Consider the following 22,363-nt stretch of genomic DNA (forward strand, 5'->3'; position numbering starts at 1 on the left):
TTTCATTTTTTTGTGATATAATCAATGATAAGCTATTGTTTTGTCATATCTTCTAATTCCGCTAAAAAGAGGTGAAGAATAGAGTGGAAAATAAAGACATAAGAAAAATTCTTCCTCATAGATATCCCTTTTTATTAGTGGATAGAATAATAGAAATTGAAGAAGGTAAAAAAGCTGTTGGAATAAAAAATGTGACAGCTAATGAACCTTTTTTTCAGGGACATTTTCCAGACAATCCTATAATGCCAGGAGTCCTTATTGTTGAGGCATTGGCACAAGTAGCCGGTATTGCGGTTATGAATATAGAAGAGTTTAAAGGTAAATTAGGACTTTTTACAGGTATTGATAAATGTCGCTTTAAAAAAGTAGTGAGGCCTGGTGACCAACTTGTTTTAGAAGTTTTAATAGATTCTATAAAGATGGGGCTTGTAAAAGCTAAAGGTGTTGCAAAAGTTGGAGATGAAGTTGTAGCTACTGCAGAGCTTATGTTTATAATGACTGAAGAAAATTAAGGAGTTGTATGTATGTCGACGGCTAAAAAAACTGTAAAAGCGGCTAGCGTCATAATGATAATAACTCTACTGAGTAAAGTATTTGGATTTTTGAGAGATATGGCTTTAGCTTCTAAATTTGGTACCTCTGTTTCCATGGATGCATATAATATGGCGACTGTCATACCTATGATACTTTTTGCGGCGGTAACTGCTTCAATAGCTACTACTGTTGTGCCAATATTTACCGAATATTTACAAAAAGAGGGAAAGCAAAAGGCTTTTGATTTTATAAATAACCTTTTAGGTGTGGTATTAATTTCGACTGTAATTTTAACTTTCTTAGGTTTCATATTTGCACCTTATCTTGTAAAATTTGTAGCGCCAGCTTTTACAGGGGAAAAATTTGAGTTGACAGTAAAACTTACAACTATACTATTACCTACAATGGTGTTAATAGCTGCATCTAATATTTTCACTGGTGCTCTTCAGTCGATGGAACATTTTACTGTTCCTGCCATGATAGGTATACCTTACAATATTATTGTAATAACAGTAGCAATTTTATATGGGAGCAAATTTGGGATTACAATAGTAGCTTATTCTATAATTATTGCTACTTTCATACAAGCATTAATGCAATTGCCTGTTTTATACGAATTAGGTTACAAATTCAAGCTGAGAGTGAATTTTAAAGATGAAGGAGTAAAAAGAGTCATTTTATTGGCAATGCCTGTACTTATGGGGACAGGAATACAGACTATAAATGTTTATGTGGATAGAGTGATAGCTTCTTTTTTGCCTGATGGGAGTATTGCAGCATTGAATTATGCCAATAGGCTTAACATGTTTGCATTGGGCATTTTTTCAACAGCAATTGCAACGGTTATATACCCTGTTTTATCGAAACATTCAGTAGCTGACGACAAAGAAGGCTTTCTAAAGAGTTTAAATTTTGCGGTAAGTGGTATTTTATACATGTTAATACCTGTATCAGTTGGTGCAATGGTACTCCGAGTGCCTATAATAAAAGTATTATTTGAAAGAGGAGCTTTTGATGAGAGGTCGACATATTTTACCTCAATCGCCCTTTTTTATTTTGCCATAGGAATGACTGCATATGGCCTTAGAGATGTCTTAAGCAGAAGTTTTTACTCTATGAAAGATACAAAAACTCCTATGATAAATGGTGCCATGGCTGTATTACTAAATATTGCACTTAATTTAATTTTGGTTAGATATTTAAAATTAGGTGGACTTGCACTTTCTACTTCTATTGCAGCCATATTTGCTACTTTTCTTTTATTTACTTCTTTAAAAAGAAAACTTGGGAAAATAGGCGGAAAATACATGTTTATGAGTTTTATAAGAGCAATGTTTGCAGCAATTGTAATGGGGGTGATAGTGCATTTTATGTATAATAATTTAATTGTTAAGATGCCGTCAGATAAAAGAATTTATGAGGTTATAATCATGTTTATAACTATATTAGTGGGAGTTATAATTTACTCCACTATTGTATTGGTTACTGATAAGTCTGCTTTTTCTTATTTCAAAAAAGGCATAAAATTTCTAAATTCTAAACTTGTGAGAAATTTATTTTATAAATGAGGTGGTATTGTATGAAATCAAAAGTATATTTTTACAATTTGAGAGCAAACAAAGCTAGTAGCAGTTTATCCTCCAAGGTAGAAAGAATTTTTGATGTAGCGGGTTTTAAAAATATTATTAATAAAAATGATTTGGTAGCTATAAAAATTCACTTTGGAGAAAAGGGAAACAACGCCTACATAAACCCTATATATGTAAGAAAAGTGGTTGACAAAATTAAAAGTTATGGGGGGAAGCCTTTTTTAACAGATACAAATACTCTTTACAAAGGCAGTCGTTCAAATGCAGTTGACCATTTGGTGACAGCGATTGAAAATGGTTTCGCATATGCTGTTGTGAACGCACCAATAATAATTGCTGACGGTATTTTAAGTAAAGACTCTGTAGAAGTAAAAATTGATAAAAAGCATTTTGACACTGTAAAAATTGCTTCCAATATTTTCTTTGCAAACTCAATGATTGTGATGTCACATTTTAAAGGTCATGAATTGGCTGGCTTTGGAGGAGCTATCAAAAACTTAGCTATGGGGTGTGCACCTGCAGCAGGAAAACAACAGCAGCATTCAACAGTGCAGCCTGTTGTAGGAAAGGGATGCACAGCATGTCAAATGTGCATCAGGAATTGCCCTGTAAATGCGATATCTTTGGTCAATGGTTCAGCTTATATTGACCCTTCTATATGCATAGGATGTGGAGAATGCGTGTCTATCTGTCAATATGGGGTCATAAAACCTCAATGGGGAACTGATATGGATGCTTTTGTAGAGAGAATGACGGAATATGCTTATGGTGCTTATTCAACAAAAAAAGGCAAAATTGCATTTATAAATTTTGTTATGAATGTTACACCACTTTGCGATTGTACGCCTTGGAGTGATGCGCCGATTGTCCCTGACATAGGAATATTAGCTTCCTTTGACCCTGTTGCCATAGATCAGGCAAGCTATGACCTTGTAAATCAGCAATTTGGTCACAAAGGCACAGCTTTAGAAGAAGCGGGATATGGCATGAATCCTGGAGAAGACAAATTTAAAGCTTTGCACCCTGAAACAAAAGGAGAATTGCAATTAAAATACGGTGAAGAAATCGGCTTGGGAACAAGAGATTATGAACTTGTTGAACTAAAATAGCAGGTTAATCCTGCTATTTTTTTAAAATTTTTAATGATTTTTGGCAACGTTTGTAGTAATATAATAATTAGGAGAAATTAACGGGAGATAAAGGAGAGAAATTTAATGGAAAAGTATTTTGTTATAATCCCCATAATTGCTGTGATAACAGTGGTATTGCTTTTTTTAGTGCAAATAGCTTTTATCAGATGGACGGATAAAATATTTGGAATCAAAGATGATAAAAAAAATAACAAAGATGAAAGAGAAAAAAATAATTAACATGGCATAAAAAGGAGCTGATACTTTGGAAATAGGTTTTAAAAGGAATGAGGTAAAAGGAGTAGTTTTTTACACAATACCATCTTTTGAAAAGACAGGACTTGTCAAACACCTTTTTACTACTCGGATTGGGGGTGTAAGCAAAGGCAAATATGCTTCCTTGAATTTAAGCTTAAAAAGATATGACACCAAAGAGGAAGTCTATGAAAATTTTAAAATAATATGTGATATTGGCGGTTTTTCGTATGAAGATATGGTTTTTTCAGACCAGGTTCATAGTGATGTTATAAAAAAGGTGACTTACGAAGATAAAGGCAAAAACTTTGGTGGAAGTGATATCTCTGGTGTAGATGCCCTTATGACTAATGAAAGAGGCATTCCTCTTGTTACATTTTATGCCGACTGTGTGCCTTTGTTTTTCTTAGACCCTGTCAAAAAAGTTATTGCCATTGCACACTCAGGATGGAGAGGTACAGTGCTTTCCATTGGGCCTAAAACGGTTAATGCCATGAAAGAAGAATACGGTTCAAATCCCAAAGATATACTTGTAGGGATAGGTCCTTCTATATACAAATGTTGTTATGAAGTAGGTGATGATGTTGCGAATAAAATTAAAGGTGTTATTGATGCATGGGAAAAAGTTCTTGTGAAAAAGGCGGAGGGCAAATGGATGCTAGATTTACAGCTTACCAACTACATTGAACTTATAAATACTGGTATACCAGATGAAAACATTACAGTAAGCCAAATGTGCACCCATTGCAATAGTGAATTTTATTCCTATAGAAGAGACAAAGGCATGACAGGCAGTATGGCAGCTTTTATGGAACTTAAGTAGTTTTTCTTTTATGATATTTGTTCTAATACATAAATTGAAAAATGGTTATTTGTGTCTTTTATATATTGACTATTTAATGCTGAATAATATAATCAAATTGGATAACATATAGAAAAGTCATAGTAAAAGAGTGGTAAGAATGAAAGTAAATGCTACAGAATTCAAAACAAGAGTTGGTAAATATTTGGATTTAGTTGATAAAGAAGAAATTATTATAACGAAAAATGGACGTGAAGTTGCAAAACTTATTTCAGCAAAAAAAGAAGGTACTCCAAATGCAGATTTTTTGTATGGAATTTTATCTGACTATCCTAACAAAAATATATCTGCTGAGCAAATACGGGAAGAAAGAATAAGAAATAAATACAATTAAAGGGGAGGAAAGATTACCCATTAAATAACAATGTGGGTATAATAGGTTAAATGATGAAAGTGTTAATTGATACTAATGTTATTCTTGACATTTTATTGAAAAAAACTCCCTTTGACGTAGATGCTTATAACATATTAAAATTAGCGGAAGAAAAAAAGATAAATGCTTATTTAGCTGCTTTTTCAATTATGGATATATATTATTTCATAAATAAAAACTTTTCTCATAATGAAAGTATAAAAGCATTAGAAGCTTTGTTAAGTATAGTAGAAGTAGTGAGTATAACAAAACATGATATAAAGAAAGCAATGAATTTTAAGGAGTTTAGAGATTTAGAAGATGCTCTACAAATGCTACCATACTTTTTATGCCATAAGACCTATTAAGGTCTTTTTTATTTTATCTAAAAACTTTTGTTCACAACTTATGCAATTTACTAAATATTCCGCTACAATTCCTGCCATATTTATGGTATATTTTTTGCATAATATACATTGAAGGGAGGCTTGTCACTATGATTGAAAGGATTTTTGAAATTATACAAAAAGAGGATAAAAAGAATCCTTTAACAGATGACCAAATAGCCGCAATTCTCAATATTAAAAGAGAAGATGTGACACAATTTAGACTGAAAAATAATATTCCTGACTCAAGAGAAAGAAGAAAACCTTACCTTTTAGAAGATGCAAAAAAAATAATTTCAAAGGACCCAAATATTTCAGATAGAAATTTGACAAAACAATTAAATAATTTAGGATATAATATTTCTCGTTTTGTAGCTACACAAATAAAAAAGGAAATTTTAAAAGATAAAATTGCAGATAATTTAGTGCAACAAAGTACTATTAAAAACGATAATGTAAATTTTGAAACTCCTAAAACAGCTAAAAGCTTACTCTCATTTAAAGAGATTATTGGAAGCGAAGGAAGCCTTAAAGTGCAGATAAGCCTTGCAAAAGCTGCAGTACTTTATCCCCCTCATGGACTTCATACTTTAATAGTAGGACCATCAGGATCTGGAAAAAGCCAGTTGGCTGAAGCAATGTACAACTATGCCATAGAGTCTGGAAAATTTAATGAAAATGCGCCTTTTGTAGTTTTTAACTGTGCTGATTATGCGGATAATCCACAACTACTCATGGCGCAACTTTTTGGTTATGTAAAAGGCGCTTTCACAGGGGCTGATACTGCAAAAGCGGGATTGGTAGAAAAAGCTGATGGTGGAATTTTGTTTTTGGACGAAGTCCACAGGCTTCCAAGTGAAGGACAAGAGATACTCTTTTATTTGTTGGACAAAGGAAAATTCAGACGATTAGGGGAAACAGAAAGTACTAGAGAGGCACAAATTATGCTTATTGCTGCTACTACTGAAAATCCTGAATCTTCGCTATTACTTACTTTTAGGAGAAGAATTCCTATGGTGATAGAACTTCCTTCTCTTTCAGAAAGACCTCCCCAAGAAAGATATGAAATTATACATCATTTTTTCTCAAAAGAGTCTTTTAGAATTAATAAATCGATTATTGTAAAAAAAGAGGCAGTAAGAGCTCTTATGCTTTATGACTGTCCGGGGAATATAGGGCAGCTAAGGAGCGATATTCAAGTTGCTTGTGCGAGGAGCTTTTTAAATTCATTAGGGAGTAAAAGCTCTTCATTGACAATAGACCTTTCAGATTTACCTAACCACGTAAAAATGGGGATAATCAGAGTAAATAAAAGAGATCCCGAAATAGAAAGATATTCAAATGAAGACATTATGGTGTATCCTGACAAGGAAATTAAGTTATATCCAAAAGAAGATAGATATATGCTGCCTGATGAAATATATCAATTTATAGAAGAAAGGTTTATTGACTTAAAAAGACAAGGACTTACAAAAGAGGAGATAGATAAAATTCTCGGGAAAGAGATAGAGGCGGAGCTGAAGAAATTTGCTGTAAATGTAAAATCTAACATAACAATTTCAAAAAAAGAATTGACAAACATAGTAGGAGAAAAAATTGTAAATGCTGTTGAAAAAGCATACGAGATTGCTAAAAAAAGTTTTAAAAACTTAGAGGATAATCTCTTTTATTCCCTTGCTATACACTTAAGTGCTGCTTATGAAAGAATATTAAGCGGCAAACCAATAATTAATCCTCAACTTGAAAACATAGTGAAAGAATATCCTGTTGAGTATTCTATTGCTAAAATTATGGCAAAACAAATTAACAAAGAATTAGAAATACAGCTGCCTGATGAAGAAGTGGGCTTTATTGCTATGTATCTAAGAACATTCTCAGGGGACAAAGAAATAACTAAAGGCAGAGTGGGCGTAGTTGTGCTTACGCACGGCCATGTTGCAAGTGGCATGGCAGAGGTGGCAAATAAACTCTTAGGGGTAAATCATGCAGTCGGTATAGATATGGCTCTTGATGAAAGCCCAGAATCTGTTCTTGAGAGGACAATTGAAGTAGTAAAAAGAATAGACGAAGGCAAAGGCTGCATTATTTTGGTTGACATGGGTTCACTTATTACCTTTGGCGAAATTATAACCAAAAGGACAGGGATACCTACAAGAGTGGTAGGAAGAGTAGATACTGTTATGGTATTGGAAGCTGTCAGAAGAGCTATTATACCGGATACTAATTTAGATGAGATAGCAGATGCGTTAGATGTAGATAAAACATATATAGGAAGAGTTGAAGGCATAAAGAGTAAAGATAAGCTTCCAAAAGCAATTGTAACTGTATGTATTACAGGAGAGGGAACAGCGTTAAAAATAAAGAAATATATTGAAGATGTCTTACCACAACTAAAAGATGATTACAAAATAATACCTGTTGGAATGCTCAGGCAGGAAGATATTGAAAAAGAAATTTCAAAAATAAGAGAAGAAAATGAAGTGGTAGCTTTTGTTGGTACAATAAATCCCGGCATAAAAAGTATACCTTTTATATCTGTTGAAGATATTTTACATGGCGCAGGGATTGAAAAGCTTAAAAAAATCCTCAATTTAAAGGTTGAAAATCCATTGAAAGAAATCATTGATGAAAACCTTATCTTATGTGATGTGGATATTTCTATGAAAAGTGATGTCATAGATAAATTGGTGGAGATATTGCAAGATAAAGGTTATGTAGATGATAAGTTTTTGCTAAGTGTATACAAAAGAGAATCAATGGGAGCCACCTGGATGAAAGGCGGTATAGCTATACCACATGGATACACGAAAAACGTTACGAAATCTGCCATAGCAATTGCAAAATTAAAAAAACCTATTTTTTGGGAAGGAGAGCTTAAAGCGGATTTAGTTTTTATGATAGCGTTAAAAGAAGATTCGAAGGATTATATGCTTGATTTATATAAAGTAATGACAGACGAAAAGATTGTAAATGCTTTGAAGGGAGCTAAAAGTCCGGTTCAAATAAAAGAAATAATATTAAAAAATACACTACCGGCCAATTAATTGGCACGATATTTGCACTATATAGAAGGGCAGTAGATGAGGAGGTAATTGTTGATGAGAATATCAGAGTATTTCAATAAAGAATTAATTGTTACAAATTTAGATGTTAAAAGTAAAGAAGAAATATTTAAAGTACTATTTAAAAAACTATATGATAACGGTTTTGTAAAAGAGAGTTTTTTAGATGCAATTATTAAACGTGAAAAAACTTTTCCAACAGGTTTGCAATTAAATACGTATAATGTTGCAATTCCTCATACAGATCCAGAACATGTAATAAAACCTGCAATAGCTATTGCAACATTGTCAAAACCTGTTATATTTAAAAACATGGCAAATCCGTTGGAAGAAGTAAATGTTAGCATTGTATTTATGATGGCACTAAATGAAGCACATAGCCAGGTGGAGATGCTTCAACAAATGGTTCAATTAATACAGAATGACACATTACTTGAGAAAATAATTGAAGCAAATGGAGGTGATAAAATCATTGATATAATAAAAAATGCTTCATTTACATTGAATTAAATTTTAGTAAATGAAGCAAAATAGTAAGCGTTATAAATTTAGGCTTAGAGGTGTAATGTCAACTAGTAATTATTGGAATCTTGAAAATTAAAGAGTTGATTACTACACTTAGCTAAAGAGGCGTCTTCAGCACTAAAGCTGCCAGATTGATAATTTATTTCACACAAGGCAAGCAAATTCTTGGCGAATGCGTTAAGATGTTTTGGGATTTCTTTATCCGACTTTTTAAACTGGAAACTAAAGAAATTATAATATTTTCAATAGCCGTGATCAAAGTCATACTAACAGTATCGTATCAAACCTGATACACGAAGCATTAGTAGCTTTAGGATAAAAAATTACCTCAAAGGGATAATGGAATCAGCACCTGAAGTATTATGAGAAAGTGAAGAAAAAAGCTAAGATTGTTGACTGTAGCTAGGGTGTTCCTGAAACATAACTTTAGAGATAGGAGGGAGATAAAATATGATGACAGGAAAGAATTACAAGAATGTGCGTGTACTTGTTGTGTGCGCAGATGGTGTTGCTACTTCTACAATTGCGCTGGTATCTTTAAGAGAAGCTTTGGAGGAAAAAGGTATTCACGCAGAATTTGTACAAGGAAGAGTAGTAGATGTTGATAATATGGTAAAAAATGGAGATTTTGACTTTGTGATTTCTACTGCTGGAACAGATTTAGATGTAAATATTCCTGTTATTAGTGGAGTTCCGTTCTTAACTGGCATAGGAAAAGACCAAGTTTTTACTCAAATTCAAGATATTATTAACAATAAAGAAAGAGGGGGTAAGTAAAAATGTTTACTATGATTGTGAAAACCTTTGGGGCTGCTGTTCTACTTCCTATTGTAATACTAATTTTTGAATTAATTCTTGGAGTAAAGTTTTCTAAAGCTCTCAGATCAGCACTTTACATAGGTGTAGGTCTTAATGGTTTAGTATCAGTCTTAAATCCGTATTTCATGGGATTAATTGGGAAAGCAGTTTCGGATATGATAACTACGGGAGGAGTGCATTTACCATATGTTGATACTGGTTGGGCTCTTTTAGCAGCAGTGGGTTATTCAACACAAATTGGGGCACTGATTATTCCTACTGGTATAATTGTTAACATTATAATGCTTTTATTACACTGGACAGATACCTTAGACTTGGACGTATGGAATTTCTGGCATTGGGCTTTTATAGGTAGCATGGTTTATTATGCGACTAATAATCTGGTATATGGGTTATTAACTGCGGTAGCAGTTGAAATGTTCCTTCTTATACTTGCCGATATAACTGCTCCTACCATGCAAATATTCTTTAATTTACCAGGGCTTGCTTTTCCGCATGCAAGTGGTCAAGGAGGAACATTAATAGCTGTTCCTTTGAAATGGTTCTTTGATAAAATTGGATTAACCAAGATACAAATTAGTTCACGAACTATAAGAGAAAAATTTGGCATTTTAGGAGATTCTGTTGTTGTGGGCTTTATAATAGCTACAATTATAGGGTTTATTGCATGGAGAAATAAATTAGGTGATATGCAAACTTGGTCTGGGATATTGGCATTAGGCATAGGAACAGGTGCTTTTATCTACTTATATCCCAAAGCAACCGGAGCTCTCTTGGAAGGATTTGTACCTCTTAATGAGAGAGTAAGAGAGGTACTTTCTAAGAGAGGCGTTAATAGAAAATTAAATTTTGGGATGGATTCAGCTCTTACTATTGGACATCCGGATGTTCTTACTACAGGGCTTCTGACTATGTTGACTACTGTACCTCTTATATTTTTGCTACCAGGTAATAAATTTATCATGTTAGCAGATTTAGGAGTAACACCCTTTTTCTTAGCTTCAGCTGTAACAGCAATAATGGGAGGAAATATTATTGCTTCTTATATCACTACAGTTATTGCTGTAATTATAACATTATACTTTGCCAGTGCAGCATCTCCACTTTTTGCCCATATAGTAACTTTGATAGGAACCCAGTTACCTGATACTGGTAAAGCCATTGTTGGCGCTGATATGAGACCTTTACATGGATTGTTTTGGTTACTGGGGCAATCACCTATAGGACTTGTTGTAGCATTTATAGGTATTTTTGCGATGCTATTTTTCTTTAAGAGAAGTCCTGAAGTATGGTATAAAGCATTTGGTTATAAAGGCAACGAAAGCAAAGCAAAAATTTAAACATATTATAATAAAATGCAATTAGTTGTACCAAACAAGAATAGTTGATAGTTTATTCTTGTTTGGTACTATAATTTGTTGATGTGAATCATAATAATGAATATAGGCAGATCTGTTTGTGAGACGAGGGAGGAATATTTAAATGAAAAAATGGAAAGTTGTTAGTACAGCAGTTACATTTGGAAAAATTAGTAAAGAACCAGTAAAACGTCTCGAAGAATTTGGTTGTGAAGTTGTACTTAATCCTTTTGGAAGACCTTTTACAAATGAAGAAATAATAAGATATGCTTCTGATGCGGATGCACTGATAGTAGGAAATGATAAAGTTCCAGGGGATGTTATCAAAAAATGTAAGAAACTCAAGATTATTGCAAAACATGGAGTAGGAGTAGATAGCATCGACGTTAAAACTGCGAATCAATTAGGCATTGTTGTTACTAATGCCCCTGGCACTAACAGCGAAGAAGTTGCTGATTTAGCTTTTGGATTACTTCATATGCTTGCTCGTGGGCTTTATCAAGCAAATACTGATACAAAAAATGGCAAGTGGATTAAGCCAGTTGGTATAAGTTTAAGCAAAAAAACTATTGGAATTATCGGAGTTGGTACAATAGGTACTGCAGTGGCAAAACGAGCTACTGGATATGATATGAATATTTTAGGATATGATATCAAGAAAAATCCATTAGCCTTGGAGCTAGGAGTAAAGTATGTGGGGCTAGATGAACTTTTATCAGAAGCAGATTTTATAAGTTTGCATTTACCATTAACCAACGATACATTAAATATTCTTAATGCAGATAAATTTAAATTAATAAAAAAAGGTGCTATTATGATTAATACTGCTAGGAGTCAACTTATTGATAATGAAGCTCTTTACAACTCTTTGATAGATGGAACTTTAAAGGGGTATGCTACTGATGTATATGATTTTGAACCTCCAATGCATTTGCCTCTTTTTGATTTACCTAATGTTATATTAACACCTCATATTGGTGGAACAACTGTTGAATCAAATAAACGAATGGGTAATACTGCCGTTGATAATGTAATTGCAGTTTTAAAAGGCGAAACTCCTCCTAATATTGTTTTGGTTGATTAGAGCTAAGCTAAAGTAAATGAGGGGAGATATTAAATGCCTAGTATAAAAAAAGCAATTCTTTTAAATAAAGCGGATAGTGTTGCAACGGCATTGTCACAGATTCAAAAGGGTGATGTTGTAGATATTATCTATAATAATGAAACAGTTAATAGACTCATTGCATTAGATGATATAGAAATATACCACAAAATCGCAGTAGTACCTATTCAATCCGGAAATAACGTTTATAAATATGGGGAGGTTATAGGTAAAGCTATTAAATCTATAGAAATTGGCCAGTGTGTTCATATAGATAATATAGAGAGCGTGAGGGGTAAGAGATGAAAATTAAGGCATACAAAAGACCAGATGGTAAATATGGAATAAGAAATAAAGTTTTAATTTTACCTTCTGTAGGATGTGCAAATGAAACAGCGAGATTAATATCAGAACAAGTTCAAGGTACGACATATATAACTAATCCAAAGGGATGCGGGCAAATTGGAAGTAGCGTGGAACTTATGCACAGGACTTTAATAGGGTTGACTTTAAATCCTAACGTATATGGAACCATTATAGTTGGATTGGGATGTGAAACTATTCAAGCTTATGATTTATATGAAGAAGTTAAAAAAAGGAGTAATAAACCAGTAGAAGTCATAAGTATACAAAGAGAGGGAGGAACACTAAAAACCATACAGAAGGGAATTAAATTAGCACGAAAAATGGTAGAAGAGATGTCAAAAATAGAGCGTGAAGAAGTTGACATTTCTAATATAACATTAGCAACTAATTGTGGAGGTTCTGATGCTACTTCTGGAATAGCTGCTAATCCAACATTAGGATATTGCAGTGATATTTTAATAAAAGAAGGGGCTACAGTATTTTTGGGTGAGACTACAGAATTCATTGGAGCGGAACATATATTAGCCAGAAGAGCAAAAAATGAAAAAGTTAGGAATAACTTATTAACAATAGTTAAAAATTTAGAAAACGAGTTTATTAGATTAGGAATAGATGTTAGGGGCGCGAATCCTTCACCGGGAAATATTAAAGGAGGATTGAGTACTTTAGAAGAAAAATCATTAGGTTCGATTATGAAAGGTGGAACAAGTATTATTAATGAAGTTGTACGTTATGGAGAAATTCCGAAAGAAAAAGGTCTCATTATAATGGATACACCAGGTTATGATATTGAATCTGTTACGGGGATGGTAGCTGGAGGAGCGCAGATATGTGTATTTACCACAGGGAGAGGTACTCCTATTGGTAATCCTATTATACCTTTAATTAAAATAACGGGAAATAAACAAACGTATGAAAACATGTCGGATAATATTGATTTAGATGTTTCGGATATAATTGAAGGTAAAAAAGACATTAAAGAATGTGGTGAAATGCTTTTACAAGAGATAATAGATGTATGTAATGGTAAATTAACAAAAGCAGAGATATATGGATTTTCAGAAACGTGTATATATAGAAATCAAGAGATTTGGTGTTCATGGTAAGCTAATAAAACATTTCTTAGATTATAAGAAGTTAAAAGTAAGAAGGAAGTATAAAAAGGTTCAACGTAAGTAAGATATTTAAAATGAGGAGGGGAGAAATAAGGATGAAGATTACATCATTAAAGGTATATAAGGTAAAACCAAGATGGATATTTTTAAAGATAGATACAGATGAAGGGATTAGTGGATGGGGTGAATTGATTTCGGGTACTAGAACTGAAACTGTTGTTGCAGGTGCATATGAAATGGGAGAGTATCTTATTGATAAAGACCCGAGACAAATTGAAGATATCTGGCAAATAATGTATAGGTCCTTTTTTAGAGGCGGTCCTATAAATATGACAATTTTATCAGGAATAGAAATGGCACTATGGGACATAAAAGGCAAATATTATAATATGCCAGTATATGAATTTTTGGGCGGAAAAGCAAGAGACAAAATAATGGTTTACTCATGGATTGGTGGAGATAGACCCTCAGATGTAGTGGAAGCAGCTTTGGATAGGAAGAATAAAGGTTTCAAGGCAATAAAAATGAACGCCACAGAGGAACTTCATTATATTGATTCATATAAAAAAATTGAAGCTGTTATTGAAAGAGTGGCATCAATAAGAGATGCTGTTGGTTATGAAATGGAGATAGGGATAGATTTCCACGGACGTGTTCATAAGGCAATGGCTAAAGTTTTAGCTAAAGAATTGGAAAAATACAGGCCGATGTTTATAGAAGAACCTGTATTACCCGAAAACAATGAAGCATTGAAGGAAATAGCAAGTTATACATCCATACCTATTGCGACAGGTGAAAGATTATATACTAGGTGGGGATTCAAAGATGTATTAAAAAGCGGTGTTGTAGATATAATTCAACCCGATGTAGCATTAACAGGTGGTATTCTTGAAGCTAAAAAAATATCTGCTATGGCAGAAGCGTTTGATGTAGCTGTAGCTCCACATGCTCCGTATGGTCCAATTGCACTTACTGCTACATTACAATTAGATATCTGTACACCTAATGTGTTTATACAAGAACAAAGCTTAGGCATACACTATAATCAAGGTTTTGATTTACTTGATTTTGTAAAAAATAAAGAAATCTTTGCGTATAAGGATGGCTTTGTCGATATTCCAACGGGCCCAGGACTTGGTATTGAAATCGATGAAGAATTAGTCAAAAAAGTTGATATGGAAGGATTACATTGGACTAACCCAAAGTGGAGGAATTACGATGGGACGGTAGCTGAATGGTAATCTAAAGAGGATTGTATTATATTATGGAATTAAATATTTTAGTAATAATTAATATTTGCTTAAATGCTCTATAGGTTCTATAGATAGAAGATTTTTATTTTGTTGGAGGTGATTTTATGAAAGGCTATGAGGTATTAAATAAGATTAAGGAAGTAGGAATTTGTGCAATTGTAAGGGGTACATCCGTTGATTCATTATATAGAATTGCAGATTCACTGATTGCAGGGGGAATAAAAGCTATTGAAGTTGCATTTAATACCCCTGGTGCTGCCAAGATGATAGAAAAACTTGTTGAAAAATATAGTGATCAGGTATTAGTAGGTGCAGGTACTGTCTTAGATGCTGAAACTGCGAGAATTGCTATACTGTCAGGAGCATCATTTATATTATCACCTTCTTTAAATCTAGAAATGATAAAAATATGCCAAAGGTACAATGTACTACCTGTTCCGGGCATTTCGACACCTACAGAAGCAGTAACAGCGTGGGAAAATGGAGCGCAGATTGTTAAAGTGTTTCCTGCTGGAGTCTTTGGGCCAAACTATATAAAACAGTTAAAAGGACCTTTATCGCAAATAGAAATGATGGCAGTTGGGGCAGTAAATCTTGACAATTTTAAAGATTTTATAAAAGCTGGAGCATGTTCTGTAGGAATAGGCAGTGAGCTTGTAAATAATAAGCTTGTCGAGGAAGGAAAGTTTGATGAAATAACAAAGAGAGCTGCAGCATTCGTAAATGCGTTTAAAGAAGTTAATGGTAAATAACCAAATTTGTTTTTCCTCCCCTGTTTCTGTATAATTAATGTGCAGGATAAACAAGACAGGGGAGGATATTTTGTTGAGAAAAAACGCGTATACAATTGCAATAATTTACCTTTTAATGATGTTAATAGGAATAGTAGAAAATGTCAAAGGACCGCTGATAATAAATATCAAGACTTTTTATGGTGTTGACTATACTATGATGGGCTTATTTTTGTCAGCTGGAAGTTTTGGATTTATTTTATCAACTTTTCTAGGAGGATTTTTAGCCGATAAAATAGGCCGTAAGTCAGTATTAATAAGTGGTCTAATCCTTATAATAGCCGGAATACTTGGAATTTTTGCAGCTCGTAAATTTATTGTATTTCTTATTTTTGCTTTTGTGATGAACATGGGGATGGGACTATTGGAGATTGGCATAAATGCAGTTGCTTCAATAGTTTTTATAGTAAACCAAGCACTTATGATGAATTTGCTTCACTTTTTTTACGGAGTTGGAGCTATTATTTCCCCAAATATGACAGCAAAACTGTTACATATCAATTTTTCGTGGCAACAAGTTTATTTAACTGTTGGAGCAATAGTTTTTATACTAATGTTAGCTGCACTTGAGATTAAGATGCATGGAGAGGAAAAACATATTGCGAGAGATAAAATAGATTACATACAAATCCTAAGTGACAAACGCATGTGGCTTTTTGCAAGTATGCTTGGATTTTACGTTGCCTCTGAACTTGGCATAGGCAATTGGGCTGTCACATTTTTTAGCGCACAATATAAAATGGACAATACAATAAGTTCTCTCTATCTTGGGATTTTCTTTGCGACATTCACTTTTGGCAGATTAGTTGGGGGGTTTATTGTTGAAAGAATTGGTTATATAAAAAGTTTGTTTATATTTTCTTTGGTTTCTTCAATACTTATTGCATCTGGAATGGCCGGAAGAAATTTTGCATTTTTAATTTCAGTAGCAGGATTTTTTTATTCAATAATTTTCCCAACGACAATTGCTATAGTCATGAAAGAATTTAAACAACATGTAACTATTATAATCGCCATTATTTTGACAATAAGTTCAACAATAAATATGTTGGCAAATTTTTTAATTGGAAGATTAAACGACATTTTTGGAATTTTTATTGGATTTTCAGCTATATTGATATTTATGATTTTAGTCGTATTTATGTCTTTAATTTTAGCGAAAACAGAGACAACTGATGATTTAGAGAAAGTCTGATTTACAAACTAGCTTAACTTTCCCCTAAAAATTTTTACTTTTCTGTGGTATACTTTTTATAAATAGAGTATGGAGGTGTGCGATAGTTTACTAATTCGCCTTAAAGGGGAGACCATCCTTGACAAACAAAGAGAGGGTTTTTAATTTAATAAAAGAGCAGTCAAAAGATATAAATATTAAAGAAAAGAAGGGATTGACTGCCCAAGAAATTGCCAAAAAATTGAATTTGAGAAGGAATGTAGCAAGCCATTTATTAAATGAACTTTATAAAGAAGGCAAAATAATAAAAATAAACACAAGGCCTGTCTATTTTTTAGACAAAGAAGTTTATGAAAAGAAGGCAAAAGAATTCAAAGAAACGGCTAAAACCTTGGATTCAACTGTAAAGGTTTCAAACGATGACCCTTTTACAAAGCTTATAGGATATAACGGCAGCCTGAAAACACAAGTGAAGTTATGTAAATCAGCGGCTTCTTATCCTCCCAATGGACTACCTATTTTGCTAATTGGAAATACAGGAGTAGGTAAAAGTTTTATTGCACAACTTATTTACGAATATGCTAAATCCATTGGTGCTATAGATGAAAATGCTCCTTATGTAATATTTAATTGTGCTGAATACGCCAATAATCCTGAACTATTGTCAGCAAATCTTTTTGGCTATGTGAAAGGGGCATTTACAGGGGCGGATAGAGATAAGCCGGGCCTTTTAGAGGAAGCAGACGGCGGGTATTTATTTTTAGATGAGGTTCACAGGCTTCCGCCAGAAGGGCAGGAAAAACTGTTTCTATTTTTGGACAAAGGCATATTTAGAAGGCTTGGTGAGACAGGCAACTGGAGGACAGCAAAAGTAAGGTTTATCTTTGCCACAACTGAAGACCCTGAGCAAACTCTTACAAAGACTTTTTTAAGAAGGATACCATTAGTTGTAAGCATCCCCTCTTTCTATGATAGGCCTTTACATGAAAGGTTACAACTTATCTATAACTTTTACAAAAATGAGGCCAAAAATTTGGGAATGGATATTTTAATAAGCAAACAAGTGCTGAATGTTCTTCTTAAGACCAAAATATCTGGCAACATTGGTAAACTTATAAATGTAATAAAATACAGCTGTGCTCAAGCCTATAACCATGTTATAAGAGAGAAAACAAATATATTGCGAATTCATCTATATGACCTACCAAGAGAAATGCAGGCCGATTTAGATATAATAAAAAGTAATTTTCATTTTAACGGTATGTTGATTTCTCATAATAGAAAAGATGAAGATTTGATATGGGACAAAGAAGACAATAAAGATGTATATGAAGTAGTAAGCAAAATATTTGTGCTATTTGAGAAATATAGTAGTAGGGAAATAAATGCTGACAGTTTTAAAAAAGATGCTTTGATTTATTTAAATGAGTTTACAGATAAAATAATTTTTAAAAACGATAACACGTATATAGATTCAATAGTTTTCAATGCTATTAAAAACGTAGTAGAAAATGTGCTAAATATAATACAAAATATGTACGGAATTAAATATTATGGCAATTCGGTTTTGGTATTGACCCATTTTATTAATTATTTATTAAGCGATGTAACTTACGAGAAGTATTCTGAGAATATAAAAGTGGTATTGGGTGTTTTGAAAAATGTTTTTCCCAAAGAGTTTATAATAGCTAATAAAATGGTAGAACTTATTGAAGTTAACCTGGATGTCAAGCTCAACCAAATAGCTGTAATTTATTTTACACTTTATATTAAAAGCTTAAATAAAAGTGACAATTCAAATCTGATAAATTCTATAATAATAGCCCATGGTTATTCAACTGCCAGCAGCATAGCCAGTGTCGCCAATAGGCTTTTGGGACAGTTTGTTTTTGAAGCTTTTGATATGCCAATTGAGATGTCGACACAAGAGATTATGCTAAAAGTTCAAGATTATTTAAAAAATATAGATACCTCCAAAGGCATTATTATATTAGTAGACATGGGTTCTTTAGAGGAGATATACAAGTCTTTAACTGACATTGTAGAGGGAGACATAGCAATTATTAATAATATTACTACTCAATTGGCTTTAGACGTAGGAAATAGAATATTGCAAAATCAACCTTTAGAGCAAATTGTAACAGAGGCTATACAGAAAAATAGCAGCAGTTATAGATTCATTGAATCTCAAAAAAATAGAGAAAATGCCATTCTAACAACTTGTGTGACAGGAATCGGCACAGCAGTGAAAATAAAAGACCTTTTAAAAGAATGTTTTACAAATGAAGATATTGAGATTATTCCATATGATTACAGCAGATTAAAAGGCAATGGGATAAAAGATGAGATATTCAAAAATTTTAATGTTAAGCTAATCATTGGGACAGCTGACCCTGGAATAAAAGATATACCTTATTTATCTTTAGAAGATTTAATTGCTGGCAAAGGAGATGTCTTGTTAAGTAAAATATTAAGAGGTATTGTCGACGATGAAACTATACAGCAAATCAATCAAACGATAGTCCGACTTTTTTCTTTACAAAATGTATTACATCACTTGACTATATTAAACCCTGATAAAATAATTGCTCAGGTTGAAAAAGCTATATCGGATTTAGAAAGATTTATTGGGGTTAGATTTTCCAATGATTTAAAAATTAGTTTGTATATACATGTCAGTGTAATGATTGAAAGACTAGTGATGAAAGAACCAATAACCTCTTACAGTAATTTAGAGGAATTTGAACAGTGTCATAGACAGTTCATAGATTTTGTTAAAGCTTCTTTTAGTGTCATAGAAGAAACTTATAAAGTGGATATACCGACGACGGAAATAGGGTTTATATATGACTTGATAGTTACAAAAATAAAAGATTTACCAGTATAAAATAACCTTGCAATAACTTTTAAAATAAACGAAATTATATTTGATTTCTAGGCATTCCTTCGATAGGAATGCTTTTTTGTATATCAATGCTGTTAAAATTAATTACACTCTTTGGCATGCTTTTTGCTAAAGATATATAGTGAAAACAAATTCAAACTGAAAGGAGGGGAGTTATTGTCAGTTCCTAATATTTTATTAACACGTATAGATAATCGTTTAGTTCATGGGCAAGTAGGAGTTACTTGGGTAAAATCTTTAGGAGCAAATTTGATCGTTGTTGTAGATGATGAAGTAGCTAATGATCCTTTACAGCAGCAGCTGATGAAGATGACAGCAGAAATGGCAGGTGTAGGGATTCGTTTTTTTACCATAGAACACACTATAAATATAATTCACAAAGCTTCTCCAACTCAGAAAATTTTTATAGTGTGCAAAACTCCGCAAGTTGTTAGAAAATTAGTAGATGGGGGAGTACCTATAAAAGAAGTGAATGTTGGTAATATGCATTTTTCACCAGGTAAAAAACAACTAAGTAAAAAAGTATATGTAGATGACAATGATTTAGAAGATTTGCACTATATAAGTTCAAAAGGGGTGGAAGTGTATATACAAGATACTCCTGACGATAAAAAAGAATATTTACAATGAGGAGGTTTGATTGAATGCATAGCATTACATTGATGCAAGCTTTGCTTTTAACTTTAATGGCGATAATAGTAGGTGTGGATTTTTGGCTTGAAGCATTTTTCCTTTTTAGACCGATAATTGTTGGAACTTTAACGGGATTGATACTTGGTGATGTACACACAGGCTTAATTGCTGGTGGGTTAACTGAACTGGCATTTGCAGGATTAACACCCGCTGGAGGAACGCAACCACCCAATCCAATTTTAGCAGGATTAATGACAACAGTTATTGCTTTTACAACAGGTGCAGATCCTAAAACAGCAATAGGATTAGCATTACCTTTTAGTTTTCTAATGCAGTATATTATTTTATTCTATTACTCTAGCTTTTCGTTTTTCATGACAAAAGCTGATAAGTATGCAGAAGAAGCAAACGTAAAAGGACTTGCCAAAATAAATATTTTAACTACTTCTATTGTTGCTCTAAGCTATGGAATAATCGTCTTTTTAAGTGTATATGTTGCACAGGATTTGATGAAAACAGTTGTGCAATCAATGCCAGCTTGGTTGGCTCATGGTTTTGAAGTAGCAGGCGGAATATTGCCGGCGGTAGGATTTGGTATGTTGCTTAGAGTTATGATGAAAGCAGAATACACGCCATATTTTATAATAGGATTTTTTATAGCTTCTTTCCTACCTTTTTCAAATTTATTGCCTATTGCGGTAATAGGTGCAGCTTTAGCACTTTACGAGTATTTCCGTACAAAAGATCAGTATCTTTTAAATAATGTAGTGGCAACGAAGGGAGATGAGTATAGTGACGGGATCTAATAAAAAAATGTTGACAAAAAAAGATATAACAAAACTAGCAATTTTTTCTTCACTTTTACAAGCCAGTTTTAACTATGAAAGAATGCAGGCAGGAGGATTTACTTTAGCACAATTACCATTTTTGAGAAAGGTATATAAAGATGATAAAAAAGGCCTTTCAGAGGCTATGAAGGACAACTTAGAATTTATAAATACTCATCCTAATTTAGTGGGATTTTTAATGGGCCTGCTGCTTTCTTTAGAAGAAAGTCATGAAGATAGAGGAGTAATTAGAGGATTAAAAGTGGCCTTGTTTGGTCCTCTGGCAGGTATTGGAGATGCTATTTTTTGGTTTACTTTACTTCCGATAATGGTAGGTATTAGTGCTTCTTTTGCTATGCAAGGAAGCTTAATTGGACCAATTTTGTTTTTTGCAGTGTATCTAAGCATCTGGTTATTACGTATTCCTTTAACTCATCTTGGCTATACTTTAGGTGTAAACGCTATAGACCTAATTAAAGAGCAATCAAAAATATTTTCTAAAGCAGCTTCTATACTTGGTGTTACTGTTATTGGAGGATTAATAGCCACATATGTGCATATTGAAGTATTAACTAAGATTCCAATAAATAAAGACCATGTTATATCATTGCAAACAGAATTTTTTGACAAAATTTTCCCTAATATTTTACCTTTAGGGTATACTTTATTGATGTTTTACCTATTAAAGAAGAAAAAAGTAAGCCCAGTTATATTGATATTAATAACATTCTTTATGGCGATATTCTTCTCATATTTAGGGGTTTTATGATATGCATGATACTGTGATCATCATTACAGGACATGGGAATTATGCAACTGGGCTAAAAAGTTCAATTCAGCTTATAGCTGGGATTATTGATGGTGCGTATGCAATAGATTTTAAGGAAAATGATTCAGATATGAGTTTGAAATATAAGATCAAGGAAATATTGGACAAATATCCTAATTCACCAGTTTTAATCATATGTGATATTGTTGGAGGAACACCTTTTAAAGTAGCTTCTGAATTTGCTGTTTCGGGTGATAAAAAAATAGAATTGGTAGCAGGGTGTAATTTAAGCGCTTTATTAGAAATAGTTTTGCAAAAGGATAAATTGTCAATTTCTGAGTTGGCTAATCTTGCTGTGAAAACTACTAAAAATAGTGTATTAAATTTTACACAGTATAATGAACATCATAAAGATGATGAAGGAACAGAGAAAATGAAGGAGGGTATTTAAGAGAGATTATTATTCTGCACTAGGGTGCTTTAAATGCCTGGTGCAGAATAGTTTTTTAGAACAGTTAAATAGGTTCAATATTTAAAATATATTTAGTGGTTTTAT

Annotated in this window: 21 protein-coding genes and 1 pseudogene; all 22 read left to right on the forward strand. The window is 32.9% G+C overall.

Translation table 11 applies throughout. The features are described from left to right. Positions 1-83: 83 nt before the first annotated feature. Positions 84-512, forward strand: coding sequence for a 3-hydroxyacyl-ACP dehydratase FabZ (gene fabZ, locus BUB32_RS00475; RefSeq protein ID WP_004399949.1), 429 nt, complete (start codon positions 84-86; stop codon positions 510-512). Positions 513-524: 12 nt separating this feature from the next. After that, positions 525-2,102: a murein biosynthesis integral membrane protein MurJ gene (murJ, locus tag BUB32_RS00480; protein WP_072966467.1), complete on the forward strand. Its 1,578-nt coding sequence runs from the start codon at positions 525-527 to the stop codon at positions 2,100-2,102. Positions 2,103-2,113: 11 nt separating this feature from the next. Next, entirely contained in the window at positions 2,114-3,232 is a 1,119-nt protein-coding gene (locus tag BUB32_RS00485; protein ID WP_072966468.1) for a DUF362 domain-containing protein, read from the forward strand. Positions 3,233-3,337: 105 nt separating this feature from the next. After that, on the forward strand, positions 3,338-3,493 hold the full coding sequence (locus BUB32_RS12880; protein WP_200773828.1) for a hypothetical protein: 156 nt from the start codon (positions 3,338-3,340) through the stop codon (positions 3,491-3,493). A 25-nt stretch (positions 3,494-3,518) separates the two neighbouring features. Beyond that, positions 3,519-4,331: a peptidoglycan editing factor PgeF gene (pgeF, locus tag BUB32_RS00490; protein WP_072966470.1), complete on the forward strand. Its 813-nt coding sequence runs from the start codon at positions 3,519-3,521 to the stop codon at positions 4,329-4,331. Positions 4,332-4,470: 139 nt separating this feature from the next. Beyond that, positions 4,471-4,704, forward strand: coding sequence for a type II toxin-antitoxin system Phd/YefM family antitoxin (locus tag BUB32_RS00495; protein WP_072966472.1), 234 nt, complete (start codon positions 4,471-4,473; stop codon positions 4,702-4,704). 53 nt (positions 4,705-4,757) lie between these two features. Next, positions 4,758-5,057: pseudogene (locus BUB32_RS00500) on the forward strand (type II toxin-antitoxin system VapC family toxin); the annotation flags it as partial. Positions 5,058-5,218: 161 nt separating this feature from the next. Then, entirely contained in the window at positions 5,219-8,152 is a 2,934-nt protein-coding gene (locus BUB32_RS00505; protein WP_072966474.1) for a sigma 54-interacting transcriptional regulator, read from the forward strand. A 54-nt stretch (positions 8,153-8,206) separates the two neighbouring features. Then, complete coding sequence (locus tag BUB32_RS00510) at positions 8,207-8,680, forward strand: PTS sugar transporter subunit IIA (protein WP_003868990.1); 474 nt, start codon at positions 8,207-8,209, stop codon at positions 8,678-8,680. 465 nt (positions 8,681-9,145) lie between these two features. Then, positions 9,146-9,472, forward strand: a complete 327-nt coding sequence (locus BUB32_RS00515; protein WP_003868991.1) for a PTS sugar transporter subunit IIB — start codon at positions 9,146-9,148, stop codon at positions 9,470-9,472. 2 nt (positions 9,473-9,474) lie between these two features. After that, positions 9,475-10,854, forward strand: coding sequence for a PTS transporter subunit IIC (locus BUB32_RS00520; protein WP_072966477.1), 1,380 nt, complete (start codon positions 9,475-9,477; stop codon positions 10,852-10,854). 142 nt (positions 10,855-10,996) lie between these two features. After that, positions 10,997-11,956, forward strand: a complete 960-nt coding sequence (locus BUB32_RS00525) for a phosphoglycerate dehydrogenase (protein ID WP_072966479.1) — start codon at positions 10,997-10,999, stop codon at positions 11,954-11,956. A gap of 33 nt (positions 11,957-11,989) precedes the next feature. Next, positions 11,990-12,280 (forward strand): UxaA family hydrolase, encoded by a 291-nt coding sequence (locus BUB32_RS00530; protein WP_003868994.1) that lies wholly within the window; start codon positions 11,990-11,992, stop codon positions 12,278-12,280. Beyond that, positions 12,277-13,446, forward strand: a complete 1,170-nt coding sequence (locus tag BUB32_RS00535) for a UxaA family hydrolase (RefSeq protein ID WP_003868266.1) — start codon at positions 12,277-12,279, stop codon at positions 13,444-13,446. The genes BUB32_RS00530 and BUB32_RS00535 overlap by 4 nt, the downstream gene beginning before the upstream one ends. 104 nt (positions 13,447-13,550) lie before the next feature. Continuing rightward, positions 13,551-14,696 carry a galactonate dehydratase gene (gene dgoD, locus BUB32_RS00540; RefSeq protein ID WP_072966481.1) on the forward strand — a complete coding sequence of 382 codons (1,146 nt, stop codon included), beginning with the start codon at positions 13,551-13,553 and terminating at the stop codon, positions 14,694-14,696. 116 nt (positions 14,697-14,812) lie between these two features. Continuing rightward, positions 14,813-15,460 carry a bifunctional 4-hydroxy-2-oxoglutarate aldolase/2-dehydro-3-deoxy-phosphogluconate aldolase gene (locus tag BUB32_RS00545; protein WP_072966483.1) on the forward strand — a complete coding sequence of 216 codons (648 nt, stop codon included), beginning with the start codon at positions 14,813-14,815 and terminating at the stop codon, positions 15,458-15,460. 73 nt (positions 15,461-15,533) lie between these two features. Then, complete coding sequence (locus BUB32_RS00550; RefSeq protein ID WP_072966496.1) at positions 15,534-16,694, forward strand: MFS transporter; 1,161 nt, start codon at positions 15,534-15,536, stop codon at positions 16,692-16,694. 118 nt (positions 16,695-16,812) lie between these two features. After that, a complete protein-coding gene (locus BUB32_RS00555; protein ID WP_072966498.1) occupies positions 16,813-19,560 on the forward strand; it encodes a sigma-54-dependent transcriptional regulator in 2,748 nt (915 codons plus the stop codon). Between the two features lie 174 nt (positions 19,561-19,734). Then, positions 19,735-20,208: a PTS galactosamine transporter subunit IIB gene (gene agaB, locus BUB32_RS00560; RefSeq protein ID WP_072966500.1), complete on the forward strand. Its 474-nt coding sequence runs from the start codon at positions 19,735-19,737 to the stop codon at positions 20,206-20,208. Between the two features lie 14 nt (positions 20,209-20,222). After that, positions 20,223-21,017: a PTS galactosamine transporter subunit IIC gene (gene agaC, locus BUB32_RS00565; protein ID WP_072966503.1), complete on the forward strand. Its 795-nt coding sequence runs from the start codon at positions 20,223-20,225 to the stop codon at positions 21,015-21,017. Beyond that, a complete protein-coding gene (agaD, locus tag BUB32_RS00570; RefSeq protein ID WP_072966506.1) occupies positions 20,995-21,807 on the forward strand; it encodes a PTS galactosamine transporter subunit IID in 813 nt (270 codons plus the stop codon). The genes agaC and agaD overlap by 23 nt, the downstream gene beginning before the upstream one ends. Position 21,808: 1 nt before the next feature. Beyond that, a complete protein-coding gene (locus BUB32_RS00575; protein ID WP_072966508.1) occupies positions 21,809-22,258 on the forward strand; it encodes a PTS sugar transporter subunit IIA in 450 nt (149 codons plus the stop codon). The last annotated feature ends 105 nt before the right edge of the window (positions 22,259-22,363 follow it).

This window comes from Thermoanaerobacter uzonensis DSM 18761, assembly GCF_900129115.1.
Taxonomy (GTDB): domain Bacteria; phylum Bacillota; class Thermoanaerobacteria; order Thermoanaerobacterales; family Thermoanaerobacteraceae; genus Thermoanaerobacter; species Thermoanaerobacter uzonensis.